This window comes from Actinoplanes sp. NPDC049681 (assembly GCF_044465265.1).
Taxonomy (GTDB): Bacteria; Actinomycetota; Actinomycetes; order Mycobacteriales; family Micromonosporaceae; genus Actinoplanes.
On sequence record NZ_JBITLP010000007.1, the window covers coordinates 430654 to 446643 of the forward strand.

Consider the following 15990-nt stretch of genomic DNA (forward strand, 5'->3'; position numbering starts at 1 on the left):
CCGGATTGTTACCTGACCGGTGGATCTCGAGACTTGCGAGCCAACTTCAGAGGGGAATAGGTTGCCGTCGGCAACAAAACATCGGAAGACCCGACCCCTCCGGAGGCATCCATGACGTTCGCGAGGTGGTGCGTGCGATGACGACATCCGCCCCCATCCTCCTGGAGATGCGTTCCATCACCAAGGAGTTCCCCGGCGTCAAGGCGCTCTCCGACGTCAACCTGGTGGTCCGGGCCGGCGAGATCCACGCCATCTGCGGCGAGAACGGCGCCGGCAAGTCCACGCTGATGAAGGTGCTCAGCGGTGTCTACCCGCACGGAAGCTACTCGGGTGACATCGTTTACCAAGGCTCTGAGGTGCGCTTTTCCGACATCCGGCAGAGCGAGCACGCGGGCATCGTCATCATCCACCAGGAGCTGGCGCTCATCCCCGACATGTCGATCACCGAGAACATCTTCCTCGGCAACGAGCCGCGCAAGCGGGGTGCGATCGACTGGAAGGCGGCGCAGCGCCAGGCGCTGGACCTGATGGCCCGGGTCGGCCTCAGCGAGGACCCGGACACGCTGATCAAGGACATCGGCGTCGGCAAGCAGCAGCTCGTGGAGATCGCCAAGGCGTTCGCCAAGGACGTCAAGCTGCTCATCCTCGACGAGCCCACCGCGGCGCTGAACGAGGCCGACTCCCAGCACCTGCTCGACCTGCTGCGCGGCTTCCGCGAGCGCGGGGTCACCTCGATCATGATCTCGCACAAGCTCAACGAGATCGAGGCGATCGCCGACGAGATCACCATTCTGCGCGACGGCAAGACGGTCGAGACGCTGAACATCAAGCGGGACGGCGTCGACGAGGACCGGATCGTGCGCGGCATGGTCGGCCGGGAGCTGGGCAGCCGCTTCCCCGACCACACCCCGAAGATCGGCGAGACCTTCTTCGAGGTGCGGGACTGGACGATCCGGCACCCCATCTCCACCGAGCGGCTGGTCTGCAAGGGCTCGAGCTTCCACGTACGCCGCGGCGAGATCGTCGGCTTCGCGGGCCTCATGGGCGCCGGGCGCACCGAGCTGGCGATGAGCATCTTCGGCCGCTCGTACGGGGTCTACCTCGGCGGCAAGATCTTCAAGGACGGCGAGGAGATCCAGCTCAAGTCGGTCGCCGACGCGATCCACCACGGCCTGGCGTACGTGAGCGAGGACCGCAAGGCGATCGGCCTCAACCTGCTCGACGACATCAAGACGTCGACGGTCGCCGCCAAGCTCTCGAAGATCACCAAGCGCGGCGTGATCGACGAGGTCGCGGAGTACCAGGCCGCGGAGGCGTACCGCAAGGAGCTGCGGACCAAGGCGCCCACCGTGGACGAGGGCGTCTCCAAGCTCTCCGGCGGCAACCAGCAGAAGGTCGTCCTGGCGAAGTGGATGTTCACGGACCCCGACCTGCTGATCCTCGACGAGCCCACCCGGGGCATCGACGTGGGTGCGAAGTACGAGATCTACGGCATCATCCAGCGGCTCGCCAGCCAGGGTAAGGGCGTCATCGTCATCTCCTCGGAGCTGCCCGAACTGATCGGGCTCTGCGACCGCATCTACACCGTGTTCGAAGGCCAGATCACGGGCGACATCGCCCGCAAGGACGCGGACCCGGAGAACCTCATGAAGCAGATGACCTCGACGAAGAAGATGCAGATCCGATGAGCCGATTCAAGGACCTTCAGAAGAACCTGTTCGGAGGCACGACCTCCAACGCCCGCCAGTTCGGGATGATCTTCACCCTCGTGGCGATCGTCCTGCTGTTCCAGTTCCTGACCGCGCGCGACCTCGGGGTCGGCTTCGGCGACGGCCTGACCCTGCGGCCGGACAACCTCATCGCGCTGTTCCAGCAGAACTCCTACATCCTGATCCTCGCCATCGGCATGCTGATGGTGATCGTGGCCGGCCACATCGACCTGTCGGTCGGCTCGGTCGCCGCCTTCGTCGGCATCCTCGTGGCCAAGTCCATGGCGGACTGGTCGCTGCCCTGGCCGGTGGCGATCCTCTTCGGCCTCGGCATCGGTGCCGCCATCGGCGCCTGGCAGGGCTTCTGGGTCGCGTACGTCGGCGTCCCGGCGTTCATCGTGACGCTGGCCGGCATGCTGCTGTTCCGCGGCGCCAACCAGTTCGTCGGCAACGCCGACACGATCCCGGTGCCCGAGGGCTTCCAGAAGATGGGCGGCGGCTTCCTGCCGGAGATCGGCCCGGACACCGGCTACAACAACCTGACCCTGCTGCTGGGCCTCGCCGCGTGCGTCGCCGTGGTCTGGCGGGAGCTGCAGGCCCGGCGTACCCGCAAGGAGATGAACGCCGAGCCGGCGCCGATGTGGGTGTCGGTCATCCGCATGGCCATCATGGTCGGCGTCCTGATCTTCCTCACCCTGCGGTTCGGCGGCGGCCGGGTCGGCACCAGCTTCCCCATCTCCGGCCTGATCCTGGTCGTGCTGGTGATCGTGTACGGCTTCTACACCCGCAACACCGCGGGCGGCCGGCACATCTACGCGGTCGGCGGCAACTCCCGGGCGGCCGAGCTCTCCGGCGTGAAGCTCCGGCGGGTCAACTTCTTCGTCATGATGAACATGTCGATCCTGGCCGCGCTGGCCGGCATGATCTTCGTGGCCCGCTCCGGGGCCTCCGGCCCGCAGGACGGCCTCAACTGGGAGCTCGACGCGATCGCGGCCGTCTTCATCGGCGGCGCGGCGGTCTCCGGTGGTATCGGCACGATCTCCGGCTCCATCGTCGGTGGTCTGGTCATGGCCGTGCTCAACAACGGCCTGCAGCTGCTCGGCGTCGGCACCGACCGGGTCCAGATCATCAAGGGCCTGGTCCTGCTGCTCGCCGTCGCCCTGGACGTCTACAACAAGAGCCAGGGCCGGTTCTCGATCATCGGGAGCATCACTCGCCCGTTCCGCCGGGAGGACACGTCCCTGCCGGCTTCATCGTCCGAAGCGGGCAGCCAGCCCGCTACGACGACGGTGGCCGGCTGACGGCCCACCGACCCCCTCTCACCCGCTACACCTCCACAAAAGAAGGGCTACAACCCCCCATGCGCAACTTCTTCGGCAAGTCGGTGGCGGTCGGCGCCATCGCGATGCTGGCCCTGACGGCCTGCGGCTCCGGCCGCGACGACAACGAGAGCGGCTCGACCGGCGGCTCGACCAAGGGCTTCGCCGCCAACTCCCTCATCGGTGTGGCGCTGCCCGCGAAGACCTCGGAGAACTGGGTCCTCGCCGGTGACCTGTTCACCAACGGCCTGAAGGAGGCCGGCTTCCAGAGCGACGTGCAGTACGCCGGCGCGTCCACCACGGTCGCCGACCAGCAGGCTCAGATCACCGCCATGACCACCAAGGGTGCCAAGGTCATCGTCATCGGCGCGACCGACGCCGCCCAGCTGTCGACCCAGGTCGCCGCGGCGCACAAGGCCGGCGCGAAGGTCATCGCGTACGACCGCCTGATCCTCAACACGCCGGACCTCGACTACTACGTCGCGTTCGACAACTACAAGGTCGGTCAGCTCCAGGGCCAGGCCCTGCTGGACGGCATGAAGAAGAAGAAGCCGAAGGGCCCGTACACCATCGAGCTGTTCTCCGGCTCGCCGGACGACAACAACGCCGGTGTCTTCTTCAAGGGCGCGATGTCCGTGCTGCAGCCGGAGATCGACAAGGGCGACGTCGTCGTCGGCTCGAAGCAGACCGACGTCAAGCAGACCGCCATCCAGGGCTGGAAGGCCGAGGGCGCACAGGCCCGCATGGACCAGCTGCTGACCTCGACCTACGGCAGCAAGGAGCTCGACGGCGTCCTGTCGCCGAACGACACCCTGGCCCGCGCGATCATCCAGTCGATCAAGAGCCGCAACAAGCCCGTCCCGGTCGTGACCGGTCAGGACTCCGAGGTCGAGTCGGTCAAGTCGATCATGCAGGGCGAGCAGTACATGACGATCAACAAGGACACCCGGAACCTGGTGAAGGAGACCATCAACATGGTCAAGTCGCTCCAGGCCGGTCAGGACCCGCAGATCAACGACACCAAGTCCTACAACAACGGCTCCAAGGTCGTCCCGACGTTCCTGCTGCCGCCGGTCGCCGTGACCAAGGACAACGCCGCCGAGGCGTACGCGAACGACCCGAAGCTCGCGCCGCTCACCAAGTAAGTCTGCACGGCCTTGGGTCCCCGGAGCGTCGCTTCCGGGGACCCTTCGCCGTCTGCGCCCATCCACCAAGGAGCCTGTCGTGGTCGCACCGTTGCGGCGCGGCCTGCGCGCCGGACCCGCCGAGCCGCCCGACCGGCAGCCGCCCGCCTCGCCGTCCCCGGGCGCCGGGCAGGAGGAGATCCGCCGGCAGAACCTCGGCGCCGTCCTGCGCTACGTCCACGTGCACGGACCCACCTCCCGAGCCGAGCTGACCAGCCGGCTCGGCCTCAACCGCAGCACCATCGGCGCGCTGGCCGCCGACCTCGTCACCGCCGGGCTGGTCACCGAGGAGGTGCCGGCCACCGCCGGCCGGGCCGGGCGGCCGTCGCTGGTGGTCAGCCCCCGCTCGGAGCGGGTCTACGCGCACGCGGTCAGCATCGAGCCGGGGCGGCTGCGCGCCGCCCGCGTCGGCCTCGGCGGCCACATCCTCGACCGGCGCGAGGCCTCCCGCGTGCCGGGCGCCGCGCTGCCCGACACCGTCGGCGACCTCGCCCGCCTCATCCGGGCGATGGAGCAGGATCCGGGCGCGGACACGGTGTGTGCCGGCGGCGCCGTCGCGGTCGCCGACTCCACCCGCGGCGCCGACGAGACGATCCCCGCCGCCCTCGGCTCCGTCCTCGGCGCGCCGGCCCCGGGCTTCGTGACCGGCGACCTGGCCGACCTCGCCGCCCTGGCCGAGCACACCCGTGGCGTCGCGGCCGGTATCGACGACCTCGTCTACCTGCACGGCGACCCGGGCATCACCGCCGGCATCGTGACCGGTGGCCGCCTGGTGACCGGCCACGGCGGACGCAGCGGCAAGGTGGGGCACATGGTGGTCAACCCGCACGGCCACCGGTGCGACTGCGGCTCCCGGGGCTGCTGGGAGACCGAGGCCGGGGTGGCGGCCCTGCTGCGCCGTGCCGGGGCCCCGGCCGGCACGGACCTGCTGACGGTGCTGCGCGCGGCCGCGATGGGCGACACCGTCGCGCGCAGCGCCCTGCGCGGGGTCGCGGACTGGCTGGGCTTCGGCGTGGCCAACCTCGTCAACGTCTTCAACCCGGACGTCGTGGTCTTCGGGGGAACCCTGCGCGAGGTGTACGCGGCGGGCGCCCCGACCGTACGCCGGCGGCTCGACGCCATGGCCCTGCCCGCGTCCCGCGAGCACCTGCAGCTGCGCCCCGGAGCCCTCGGCCCGGACGCGCCCCTGATCGGCGCGGCGGAGATCGCGTTCGAGAATCTGCTCACCGACCCGCTCAACGGCGGTGTTGCCGGGTAGGAGGAGACTGGGCACCGGGACGACGACGGAGGCGAGCATGGTGGAATCCCCGGCCGGCACGGCGGGTGGGCGCTGGGCGGCGCAGCTGCCCTGGCTGCTGCCCCCGCTGGCCGAGCTTCCCGTGGTGGCCGCGCTCTGCTCCGGCCTGCCGCAGGTCGGCCGGGAGGCGGTCTTCGGCACGCCGGGCAGTCAGGTCGCGCTGCTCGTCGCCTTCCTGGCGGCGGTGGCCGGGTTCGCCGCGGTGGCCCGCGGGGTCCACGGCCTCACCCAGGCCCTGGTCGGCGGCGGGCTGGCGGTGACGGCCGGGGTCGTGGGGGCGCTCGCCGTGGGCTTCCTGTCGGGGACGTACCCGTTGCTCGGTGTCCTCACCGCCCACGCGGCGCTGTCGATCGCCATGCTGGCGCGCGCCGCCCTGCGCGGACCTCAGTAACCCTGCGGGTAGTGCCGGCGGGCGGTGAGACCCGGCAGGAGCGTCAGCGCGGCGACGAAACCCCCGGCGAGCATCATCAGGTACGCCACCACGAGCGAGTCCGGGCCCCCGCCGAACAGGACGCCCAGCACCACCAGGGCGAAACCGAGCAGCGCCGGACCGGCCGCCAGCACCCACGCGGCCGTCTTGTGCGGGGCGCTCCACCGGGGCGATCCGGAGATCAGCAGCATCCCGGCGAACGGGCCCAGCACCGGCAGCACGATCGCCCCGGCGGTCAGCAGGGCGAGGCCGGCGTACTCGGCGCCGGCGGAGGGCGCCGTCGGCACGGCGGGCGCCGGGACGGGTCGCCGCAGATGGGCGGGCATCCGGCCGCGCCGTGCCGCGGCCGCGAGCGACTCCGGTGACCCGAGCCGGCGCAGGATCTGAGCGGGATCCTCGGCCGGCGTGCCACCCGCCGAGCGGCGCAGGGCGATGTAGTCGGCGACGGTGGTCATCAGCTCGTCGCGCAGGTCCGGGTCGAGGTCCTCGGTGGCCGCCCAGAGCGCCGCGAGGTAGTCGAGGACGAGCGCGTCCGTGTGCGCCAGCGGTGTGGCGTCGGAAGTGTACGGCCCGGACGTCATCGTTTCCCCCTGAGAGCTCGGCCGGCACGGTGCAGCCAGCATCGCCGTACCCGTACCGGTGGCACATCCGACCCGGGACCGGCCTTGCGCCCGGCGGCCCTCTGCCTTTCGGCCGACCCCCGCCGGTTTTCCTAACCCGCCGAGCGCGACAGCCGATCGACTCGTCATGGCCGAGGACAGGCGCGCACCCCTGCGCTACGTGGTGATCGCCGCCGGCCTTGCCCTCGTCAGCTCGGTCTGGTTCGCGATCTGGGCGACCGTCGGCGCCGGGCCGGTCTGGATCGCCTACCTGGCCATGCCGCTCGGCGGGGCCGTCGCCGCGGTGGCGCTGTTGCGACTGTGGCTGGTCGTCCGCCCGGATCCCGTGGCGCGCCGCTTCTGGCGCGGCCTGCTGGTCGGCACCCTGTTCATGACTTCCGGTTACCTGCTCATGGCGGTCAACGCGGTCCGCAACACGGTGGGTGACGACACGCCGGACATGACGATCACCTCGGCCGTCTGCGTCGCGCTCGGTTTCGGGCTCACCATGTGGGCCGTCGCCCGGGTGCCGGTGGGCGCCACCGGTCGCGGGGAGCGCCGGCGGATGAACCTCGACCGCACCATCGCCTTCCTCGGTTGCTCGACGCTGCTCTGGCACTTCGGGCTGGCCCCGATGCTCACGGCCGCCGACCCGTGGAGCCCGCAGACCCTCGCCCTCATCGGGCTCGCGTTCGTGATGTCCGTCGGCGGTATGACCAAGGTGTCGTACCTGGGCGACGGGCCGGTGGACCGGACGGCGCTGCGCCTGGTGGCGACCATGGGCCTCACCGCGGCCGGCGTGGCGGTGCTCGCCACCACGTACGGTGACGCGGGCGGTCCACCGTCGCAGGCGATCGTGCTGCCGCTGGCGCCACTGCTGATGGTGCTGGCCGTCCGCACGCAGTGGAAGGCGACCCTCGGCCGGGGCCGGGTGTCGCGCCGCTCCTCGCCGCTGCTGCCCTATCTGGCGGTCGCCGCGGTGGACCTGCCGCTGCTCGCCCTGGCTGCGGGGGAGATGCGCTGGACCGACCGGGTCGTGCTGGTGGCCGCGGTGCTGGTGAGCGTCCTGGTGGTGGTGCGGCAGTTCCTGGCCTTCCGCGACAACGCCCGGCTCCTGCGCGACATCCGGGCCCAGGAGGAGCGGCTGCAGCACGAGGCGAGCCACGACGGCCTGACCGGCCTGGCGAACCGGGCCATGTTCCGGGCCCGTCTGCAGGCGGCGCTCGCCGGCGGGGAGAGCGCCACGGTCCTGCTCGTGGACCTCGACGACTTCAAGACCGTCAACGACTCGCTCGGCCACGACGTCGGCGACCAGCTGCTGGTGGCGGTTGCCGACATGCTGCGCGCGCAGGCCGGCACCGGACTGCCGGTGCGGATCGGCGGCGACGAGTTCGCGGTGCTGCTGCTCGGCGGTGCGACGCTGGGCGAGACCGTGGCCCAGCGGATCCTGGACGCCCTGACCGAGCCGATCGGGGCGCACCGGCTCATGGTCCAGGCCAGCATCGGCATCGCGACCGCCGAGCCGGGTGCCTCGGTGGACACCGTGCTGCGCGAGGCGGACGTCGCCATGTACGCCGCCAAGGAGCGGGGCAAGGCCGCCTGCGTGCGCTACCTGCCGGGCATGGCCGAGCCGGTGCTGGCGAACATGCGCCTCGGTGGTGAGCTGCGGCGCGCGATCGAGGAGCACGAGCTGGAGGTCGTCTACCAGCCGATCATGCAGCTCGACACCGGCAAGCTGGTGGGCGTCGAGGCGCTGGTGCGCTGGAACCACCCCGAGCGCGGGCTCATCATGCCGGGCGCGTTCGTGCCGGTCGCCGAGCGCACCGGCCTCATCATCGAGCTGGGCCGGTACGTGCTGCGCGAGGCGTGCCGGCAGACGGCGGCGTGGACGGCGGAGTTCGGCCCGGACGCGCCGCAGAAGGCGGCCGTGAACGTGTCCGCGCGGCAGCTGCACGACCCGGACTTCGCCGCCGAGGTGCTCGCCGTGGTGGGGGAGACGGGGCTGTCCACCGGCCGCCTGGTGCTGGAGCTGACCGAGTCCGCGGTCCTGCGCGGCAGCCAGGTCTCGCAGAGCCTGCACGAGCTGCACCGCGCCGGCGTACGGCTGGCGCTGGACGACTTCGGCACCGGTGAGTCGTCGCTGAGCCTGCTGCGGGCGTTCCCCGCAGCCATCGTGAAGCTCGACAAGTCGTTCGTGGACGGCCTGGAGATCGACGACGCCGGTCCGGAGGCGCGCGACGCGCGTCAGGCGGTCGCGCGTGCCGTGATCCAGCTCGCGGGTGCGCTGCGGCTCGACGCGGTGGCGGAGGGGATCGAGAACGAGGCTCAGGCGGAGCAGCTGCGCGCCCTGGGCTACACCCAGGGACAGGGATACCACCTGGCGCGGCCGATGTCCGCCGGGGACCTGACCGCCCTGCTGGTCCGGCAGCGCGGGGCACTCGCCGCGGGCTGACGCCCCTCTTCCCCGTCGAATGCCCGCCATGTCCGCATGGTCGGGCTCGATGGCTTTGACGGGGACTTATTCGTCGTGGCGGCGAAACTTTTGCATATTTCGAAGATTCTTTTCGCCACGACAGCGAAACCTGTGATTACCATCAGTCTTCGAACGACTTCAATGCAACAACGTGCTCCGGCGTGGCACGTGGCCGGGGGGCCACTGCCCGATCGGCCGCTTCCGCGTGCCCACGTCAATCCCGCACCACCGACCGGGAGGCAGTGCAAGCGATGCAGAACGAGTCCACCGTCAGCCGCCGACACCTACTGAGCGCCGCCGCGGCGGGCGCCGCGGCGATCGGCACCGGCGCGATCGCCGCCTCGCCCGCCGAGGCTGCCCCGCGCCGCCGCCCGAACCGGATCCCGCGCGACAAGATCAGCGTGCAGCTCTACACGCTGCGCAACCAGCTCGCCATCGACCTCGACGGCACCCTCGCCGCGCTGGCCGAGATCGGCTACACCCGCGTCGAGCACGCCGGCTTCGTCGGGCGTACGGCCGCGGAGTTCCGTGCCGCGCTGGACCGTGCCGGGCTGCGCGCCACCTCCGGGCACGTCGCGATCCCGCAGCCGTTCGACGCCGCCGTCTGGGAGCGCGCCCTCGAGGACGCGGAGATCGTCGGCAACAGGTACATCGTCCACCCCTTCTTCGGGGCCGGGGCCGACGGCCAGCCCATCCGGGACAGCGCCGTCTACCAGGCCTTCGCCCGCGACCTCGACAAGGCCGGCGCGCTCGCGCGTGAGCACGGGCTGGACTTCGGCTATCACAACCACCACAACGAGTTCGCCCGCCAGGACGGTGGGACCCGGACGGGATACGACATCCTGACCGGCGAGACCGATCCCGGGCTGGTGCACCTCGAGGTCGACCTCTTCTGGGCCTTCCGCGGCGCGCACGACCCGGTCGACCTGATTCACCAGAACCGGGGCAGGATCCGCCAGGTGCACGTCAAGGACCTGGCCCCCTCCGGCAGCTTCGCCGACCCGGGCGCCGGGCTCATCGACTTCGCCCGCATCTTCGAGCACTCCCGCGAGGCCGGGCTCGTCGAGTACATCGTGGAGCGTGACGACGCCGGCAGCCCGCCGCGCACCCCGGCCGACGCGCTGGTCACCGCGGAGGTCGGCTACGACTACCTCGCCGGCCTGCGGTTCTGAGGGAGACCGATGAAGCGAATCAGCGCCGCCGTACCCGCATTCGCCCTCGTCGCGACCGCCCTGATGGCACCGCCGCAGCCGGCCTCCGCCGCATCGGCGGCCGCGCCGCCGCCCGACTCCGACTTCCAGAAGGTGACCCTCGACGACTTCCCGGGCGAGCCGATCGCCCTGGCCGTCCTGCCGGACCGGCGCGTGCTGCACACCGCCCGCAAGGGCGAGGTACGCATCAACGACCCGAAGAGCGGCCGCAACGTGCTCGCCGCCACGATCCCCGTCTACCAGCACGACGAGGAAGGCGTGCAGGGCGTCGCGATCGATCCGAACTTCGCGGCGAACAAATGGGTCTACCTCTACTACTCGCCGCGGCTGAACACGCCCGTCGACAACCCGGCGACGCCGACGGTCAACGAGGGCGACGCGCCCACCGAGGGCACGGCGGCGGACTTCGCGCCGTTCAAGGGCGTGATGCGGCTGTCGCGCTTCAAGCTGAACGGCAACACGCTCGCGCTGGGCACCGAGCAGAAGATCCTCGACGTACCCACGGACCGCGGCATGTGCTGCCACGTCGGTGGCAAGATCGACTTCGACGGCGCCGGCAACCTCTACCTGTCCACCGGCGACGACACCAACCCGTTCGCGTCCGACGGCTACGCACCCCTGGACGAGCGGGCGAACCGCAACCCGGCCTTCGACGCGCAGCGCTCCGCCGCGAACACCAACGACCTGCGCGGCAAGATCCTGCGCATCAAGGTGGACGGGAACGGCGGCTACCGCATCCCGAACGGCAACCTCTTCAAGCCCGGTACGGCGTACACCCGGCCGGAGATCTACGCGATGGGGCTGCGCAACCCGTTCCGCTTCGCCGTGGACAAGCGGACCGGCGTCATCTACGTCGGTGACTACTCGCCGGACGCCCACGACCCGAACCCGCGGCGCGGGCCCGCCGGGCAGGGGCGCTGGGCGGCCATCGACAAGCCCGCGAACTACGGGTGGCCGTACTGCGTGGCGCCGGACCTGCCCTACGTCGACTACGACTTCGCCACCCAGACCTCCGGCGCGCCGTTCAACTGCGCGGCGCCGGTGAACGACTCCCCGCACAACACCGGCAAGCGGGAGCTTCCCCCGGTGGAGAAGGCCGAGGTCATCTACACGTACGACGCCAGCGCCGAGTTCCCCGAGCTGGGCACCGGCGGCATCGGCCCGATGGGCGGACCGGCGTACGACTACGACGCGGCGAACCCGTCGGCGACCAAGTGGCCGGAGTACTACGACGGCAAACCGCTCTTCTTCGAATGGACCCGCGACTACGTCAAGGAGTTCACACTCGGGCCGGCGAACGAGGTGACCTCGATCAAGCCGGTGCTGCCGTCGATCGTCTTCGACAACCCGATGGACCTCGAGTTCGGTCCCGACGGCGCCCTCTACGTCCTCGAGTACGGCGACGGCTACTTCTCGGAGAACCCGGAGGCACAGCTCGCCCGCATCGACTACGTCCGTGGCAACCGCACGCCCATCCCGAAGATCACGGCGACGCCGACGCGCGGGGAGGCGCCCCTGACGGTGACCTTCTCCAGCGCCGGCACCACCGACCCCGACGGCGACAGCCTGCGCTACGCCTGGGACTTCGACGCCGACGGCATCGTCGACTCCCGGCAGCCGAACGCCGTCCACACGTTCACCGAGAACGGCAACTACCGGCCCACGCTGAAGGTCACCGACCCGACCGGCCGCTGGGCCTCCGCCGAGGTGATCCTGCCGGTCGGCACGCTGGCCCCCCAGGTCAGCTTCGTCACGCCCACCGAGGACCAGCCGTTCGAGTTCGGTGACACCGTCACGTTCCAGGTCTCGGTGACCGACGACCAGCCGGTCGACTGCTCGAGGGTGACGGTGACCTACATCCTGGGCCACGACCAGCACGGGCACCCGCTCTCCACGGCGTCCGGCTGCACCGGCTCGATCACCACGTTCATCGACGGCGGCCACTCCGGGGCGGACAACCTGACCGCCGTCTTCGTGGCCGAGTACACGGACTCCGGCACCCCGCCGCAGAGCGGCTCGGCGACGGTGGTCCTGACCCCGTCGCAGGAGTGACCGGCCCCGGCCGGGCCCGCACCGGGCCCGGCCGGGTGACCTCCCGCGTTTGGCCCGCATCCGGGCCGCCGATCGGCGACCCTGGGAGGGTGGAGCGGCACCGGGCATCGTGGTGGGCAGGATTTCTCGAAGAGTCCGACCGTTTCGACCGGGCGTACCTGGTCGAGGGGCTCGGCGAGTTGATCTCGCCGCACATCAAGGCCCACCTGCTGCGCCGGGAGGTCGAGCTCGCGGTCGACACGGTGGTGCGCTACCTGGAGCGGCCCGCGAGCGAGGAGCGGCAGGAGTCCGCCCGGCAGGCCACCGAGCGGCTGGCACACACCGTGGCCCGCATCGAGGAGAGCTCGACCGGCTCGGCGATCGCCACCGAGGAGGCGGCCGCCGTCCTGTCGGCTCTGCGAGGCCAGTACGGCGAGGCAGCCGCCGCGATGGAGTCCGTGGTCGGCGTCGCCAAACTCCAGCGTCTCTTCGTCACGGCGCTGCGCCTGGAGCGCTTCGACGTCCCGCTCACGCTGCGCCTGCTCGAGGGCGGCCGGACGCCGCGGGACGCCGTACGCGCGGGCCACCTGATCGGCCGCTACAGCTGGTGGCCCTCCTGGCTGCTGCGCATCGTGACGGAACGCGCCCTCGCCGGCACCCTCGACGAAGACACCGTCGCGGCGCTGGACAAGTGCGCGTACGCCGAACTCAACCCGGTCCAGGCCCACCTGGCCCGCAAGCTCCTCAGCGGCGACGACCGCCTGATCAGCACGGCGGCCGAACGCCTCGCCGGCCTGGGCGAGGCGGAGGCCGCCGCCCGGCTGCGCGAGGGTGACCTCACCGCCGTGGCCCTGGCCGCCCGCCTCACCTCCATGTAGCGACGGCGGCACTCCTTGCGTGTTCCGGACAAGCGGCTGCGTTCCGCGAACCGACGGCGCCGCCGGCGGTGGCAGTCTCCCGGGCGGCTCGGGCACCATCGCGCCGGGAGGGCGAAATTTCCGATGAACAGGCGAGACCGGATTGCGAACGACGACCTGGGTGCCGCGGGTCTGCTGAGCCGGCTGCACATGCTGTTGCACGCGGCAGCCACATCGCCCGCCGATGCCGGCGTTCTGAAGCTCGCCCTGATCCAGGCCGCGGCGGCGACCGGGGCCGACAGCGCGGTCCTCGGCACGATGCGGGATCGCGACCTGATCGACGTGACACTCCTTCCCGGTGCCGGCGATCCGGTGCACGACGTCGGCGTTCTTCCGGTGGGATCGCGCTATCCCCTCACCGACGTGATCCTCCGGGGAAGGCCGGTCTGGCTGACGTCGCCCCGGGAGATCCGGCTCGCCTACCCCGTCGGGGGTGCACTGTGGGGCTTTGCCTTCGCAGGCGCGCCGCTCCTGCTGCGGGGCGTCCCGATCGGCGCCGTCGGGCTGATCCATGACAACGCCGCCCATTGCTTCACCGCCGTCGAGCGCGTCTTCGTGAGCGCCGTGGCCGACGTCTGCGCCACCGTTCTTTCCCACACCCGTGCCTCCTCGCCGCTGGGCAACGGCACACCGGTCGCCGACGGCTGACGTCGTCGCTACCTTCGATGTGTGCCCCGGGCGTGGGAAGGACGTGATCCGGTGGATGGCCTGACGGTGCAGCGCTTCTCGCTGCGCTCCGACGATGTGGAACAGGTACGGGCGTTCGGTGGCGAGCACTTCTTCCCCCGGAAGTTCCTGCGGCCCCTGAACCGCTCCGGACGCCTCGCCGCCCGTTTCCACGTGCTCCGGCTCGGCCCGCTGACCTTCTGCGACGCGCGGTACGGCGCGGAGGTCACCCTGGGCTACGACAGCCCCGACGCCTACCAGATCGGTGTGCCGCAGTGCGGTCACATGGAGGCACGCCAGGGCGGCAGGGATCTCGTCAGCGCCGGAAGCCGCGCGGTGGTCTCCCGGGTCACCGAGGACATCGTCATCGACCGTTGGTCGGCGGACTGCCGCCAGATCGTCGTCAAGATCGAACAGGAGGCTTTGGAGAGTCAGCTGAGGACCGTGCTCGGCACGACGGTCCGCGGCCCGCTTCAGCTGCCCCCCGGGCTCGACATCGGAGCCGGCCCGGGTCACGGCTGGGCGGCCCTGGTCCGCCTGGTGGCGGGCGAGTTCCGAACCGCGTCCGGCCTGCTCGACCAGCCGCTGATCGCCGGGCGCCTGGTCGAGACGCTGACCGTCGGGCTGCTGCTGGCCGTGGACCACCCCGATCGTGAGGCCCTTGCCCGGCCGGCGGTGGCGTACCGGCCCCCAGCGGTGCGGCGGGCCGTCGAGGCGGTCCAGGCGCATCCCGGGCATCCGTTCACCGTGGCCGGCCTGGCCCAGGTCGCCGGCGTCAGTGTGCGTACCCTGCAGGCGGGTTTCCGGCGTTACCTCGGCTGCACCCCGATGACATACGTGCGGGACGTCCGGCTGGCGCGGGCGCACGACGACCTGTGCGCCGCCGATCCAGGCCTGACCACGGTGACCGCCGTCGCCCAGCGGTGGGGGTTCGCTCACATGGGGCGGTTCGCGGCCGCGTACCAGGCCCGGTTCCACGGCACGCCGTCCGACACCCTTCGGAGGGCGTGAGCCGGGGTCGTCAGGCGCCGCCCTGGTTCAGGGTCACCGTCTTGGCCTGGAAGCCCGCCCCGGTCACGTCCACCCCCGCGGCCTTGGCCCGGTCCAGCGCCTGGCGGATGTAGTCGTTGCTGTACGCGTTGCCCTCCGGCTGCTTGGTCAGCACCGTGTCCCCGGTCTGGTTCTTCGTGGTCATGGACAGGTCGACGGTCTGCTTCCAGTCCGCGTCGTTGATCAGGCCGATCCCGCCGGCCGACGGCCAGATGAGCTTGTTGACCTCGTTCATCTGCCAGAGCTGGTGACTCTTGCCGAGCTTGGAACCCTTGGCCACCACCATGTCGCGGCAGGATTCCGGGTTGTCGCGGCAGTACGCCCAGCCCTTGACGGTGCCGGCCAGGAACTTCACCGTCTGCTGCTGGTACGCCGGATCGCTGAGCTTGGCCGTGTTCGCCCACACCGCGTCCTGCAGCATGGCCGAGCCGTTGGTCTTCCAGTCGATGACCGTGAAGTCGTCGGCGGTGTAGAGCTTGCCGGTGGCCGGGTTCTTCGCCTCGAGCAGCTGGGCGTACTCGTTGTAGCTCATGGCCTGGGCGGCGTCGATCTCCTTCTTCAGCAGCGCCTGCATGTCGAACTGCTGCTGGACGAGGGTGACGTCCTTGCCGGGGTCGAGGCCGGCCTTGGTCATGCCGGCGAAGAGCTCGAACTCGTTGCCGAAGCCCCAGTTGCCGACCTTCTTGCCTTTGAAATCGGCAGGGCCGGTGATGCCGCTGTCCTTCCACGCCACCTGGTAGGTGCCCGAGCGGGCGAAGATCTGGGCGACATCGGTGATGGCGGCGCCCTGCTCGCGGGAGGCGAGGGCCTTGGGCACCCAGGCGACGGCGTAGTCGGCCTTGCCCTGGGCGAGCACGGTCTGCGGGACGATGTCGACGCCACCCTCCAGCAGCTGCACGTCGAGGCCCTGTTCCTTGTAGAAGCCCTGGTCCACCGCGGCGATGTAGCCGGCGAACTGGGCCTGGTAGAACCACTGCAGCTGGAGCTTGATCGGGGTGACGCCGCCCGAGGCGGCCGGGGTGGCGGAAGTGTCGGCGGTGCCGCACGCGGGGAGCAGGAGAAGGGAGGCGAGAACCGGGACCAGGAAACGGCGCACGACGGCTC

Annotated in this window: 13 protein-coding genes; 11 read left to right on the forward strand and 2 right to left on the reverse strand. The window is 70.9% G+C overall.

Annotation, left to right across the window (positions count from 1 at the left end; all coding sequences use genetic code 11):
* Positions 1–137: 137 nt before the first annotated feature.
* The 5 genes from mmsA to ACIBO8_RS27070 all read left to right on the forward strand — a co-directional run bounded on the left by mmsA (position 138) and on the right by ACIBO8_RS27070 (position 5900).
* Positions 138–1688: a multiple monosaccharide ABC transporter ATP-binding protein gene (mmsA, locus tag ACIBO8_RS27050; protein ID WP_396118110.1), complete on the forward strand. Its 1551-nt coding sequence runs from the start codon at positions 138–140 to the stop codon at positions 1686–1688.
* On the forward strand, positions 1685–3010 hold the full coding sequence (mmsB, locus tag ACIBO8_RS27055) for a multiple monosaccharide ABC transporter permease (RefSeq protein WP_396118111.1): 1326 nt from the start codon (positions 1685–1687) through the stop codon (positions 3008–3010). Before mmsA ends, mmsB begins: the two co-directional genes overlap by 4 nt.
* A 59-nt stretch (positions 3011–3069) precedes the next feature.
* A complete protein-coding gene (locus ACIBO8_RS27060; RefSeq protein WP_396118112.1) occupies positions 3070–4173 on the forward strand; it encodes a substrate-binding domain-containing protein in 1104 nt (367 codons plus the stop codon).
* Between the two features lie 103 nt (positions 4174–4276).
* The gene (locus ACIBO8_RS27065; RefSeq protein ID WP_396118222.1) at positions 4277–5470 is read left to right on the forward strand and encodes an ROK family protein; all 1194 of its coding nucleotides are present in this window, start codon (positions 4277–4279) and stop codon (positions 5468–5470) included.
* Positions 5471–5507: 37 nt separating this feature from the next.
* The gene (locus ACIBO8_RS27070; protein ID WP_396118113.1) at positions 5508–5900 is read left to right on the forward strand and encodes a hypothetical protein; all 393 of its coding nucleotides are present in this window, start codon (positions 5508–5510) and stop codon (positions 5898–5900) included.
* Here the strand turns inward: ACIBO8_RS27070 and ACIBO8_RS27075 are convergent.
* Positions 5894–6520: an HAAS signaling domain-containing protein gene (locus tag ACIBO8_RS27075; RefSeq protein ID WP_396118114.1), complete on the reverse strand. Its 627-nt coding sequence runs from the start codon at positions 6518–6520 to the stop codon at positions 5894–5896. The genes ACIBO8_RS27070 and ACIBO8_RS27075 overlap by 7 nt on opposite strands.
* Positions 6521–6686: 166 nt before the next feature.
* Between ACIBO8_RS27075 and ACIBO8_RS27080 the strand changes: the two genes are divergently transcribed.
* The 6 genes from ACIBO8_RS27080 to ACIBO8_RS27105 all read left to right on the forward strand — a co-directional run bounded on the left by ACIBO8_RS27080 (position 6687) and on the right by ACIBO8_RS27105 (position 14847).
* The gene (locus ACIBO8_RS27080; RefSeq protein ID WP_396118115.1) at positions 6687–8990 is read left to right on the forward strand and encodes a putative bifunctional diguanylate cyclase/phosphodiesterase; all 2304 of its coding nucleotides are present in this window, start codon (positions 6687–6689) and stop codon (positions 8988–8990) included.
* Between the two features lie 272 nt (positions 8991–9262).
* A complete protein-coding gene (locus tag ACIBO8_RS27085; RefSeq protein WP_396118116.1) occupies positions 9263–10183 on the forward strand; it encodes a sugar phosphate isomerase/epimerase family protein in 921 nt (306 codons plus the stop codon).
* Between the two features lie 9 nt (positions 10184–10192).
* The gene (locus tag ACIBO8_RS27090) at positions 10193–12274 is read left to right on the forward strand and encodes a PQQ-dependent sugar dehydrogenase (protein ID WP_396118117.1); all 2082 of its coding nucleotides are present in this window, start codon (positions 10193–10195) and stop codon (positions 12272–12274) included.
* Between the two features lie 89 nt (positions 12275–12363).
* Positions 12364–13131 (forward strand): hypothetical protein, encoded by a 768-nt coding sequence (locus ACIBO8_RS27095; RefSeq protein ID WP_396118118.1) that lies wholly within the window; start codon positions 12364–12366, stop codon positions 13129–13131.
* Positions 13132–13254: 123 nt separating this feature from the next.
* On the forward strand, positions 13255–13818 hold the full coding sequence (locus ACIBO8_RS27100; RefSeq protein WP_396118119.1) for a GAF domain-containing protein: 564 nt from the start codon (positions 13255–13257) through the stop codon (positions 13816–13818).
* A 51-nt stretch (positions 13819–13869) separates the two neighbouring features.
* Complete coding sequence (locus ACIBO8_RS27105) at positions 13870–14847, forward strand: AraC family transcriptional regulator (RefSeq protein WP_396118120.1); 978 nt, start codon at positions 13870–13872, stop codon at positions 14845–14847.
* A 10-nt stretch (positions 14848–14857) separates the two neighbouring features.
* Here the strand turns inward: ACIBO8_RS27105 and ACIBO8_RS27110 are convergent, their stop codons facing one another.
* Positions 14858–15982: an ABC transporter substrate-binding protein gene (locus ACIBO8_RS27110; protein ID WP_396118121.1), complete on the reverse strand. Its 1125-nt coding sequence runs from the start codon at positions 15980–15982 to the stop codon at positions 14858–14860.
* Positions 15983–15990 lie beyond the last annotated feature (8 nt).

Coding starts and splice junctions, on each gene's coding strand:
- ACIBO8_RS27085 (WP_396118116.1), top strand. CDS start 9,263: ATGCAGAACGAGTCCACCGTCAGCCGCCGACACCTACTGAGCGCCGCC.
- ACIBO8_RS27070 (WP_396118113.1), top strand. CDS start 5,508: ATGGTGGAATCCCCGGCCGGCACGGCGGGTGGGCGCTGGGCGGCGCAG.
- ACIBO8_RS27075 (WP_396118114.1), bottom strand. CDS start 6,520: ATGACGTCCGGGCCGTACACTTCCGACGCCACACCGCTGGCGCACACG.
- mmsB (WP_396118111.1), top strand. CDS start 1,685: ATGAGCCGATTCAAGGACCTTCAGAAGAACCTGTTCGGAGGCACGACC.
- mmsA (WP_396118110.1), top strand. CDS start 138: ATGACGACATCCGCCCCCATCCTCCTGGAGATGCGTTCCATCACCAAG.
- ACIBO8_RS27090 (WP_396118117.1), top strand. CDS start 10,193: ATGAAGCGAATCAGCGCCGCCGTACCCGCATTCGCCCTCGTCGCGACC.
- ACIBO8_RS27080 (WP_396118115.1), top strand. CDS start 6,687: ATGGCCGAGGACAGGCGCGCACCCCTGCGCTACGTGGTGATCGCCGCC.
- ACIBO8_RS27100 (WP_396118119.1), top strand. CDS start 13,255: ATGAACAGGCGAGACCGGATTGCGAACGACGACCTGGGTGCCGCGGGT.
- ACIBO8_RS27060 (WP_396118112.1), top strand. CDS start 3,070: ATGCGCAACTTCTTCGGCAAGTCGGTGGCGGTCGGCGCCATCGCGATG.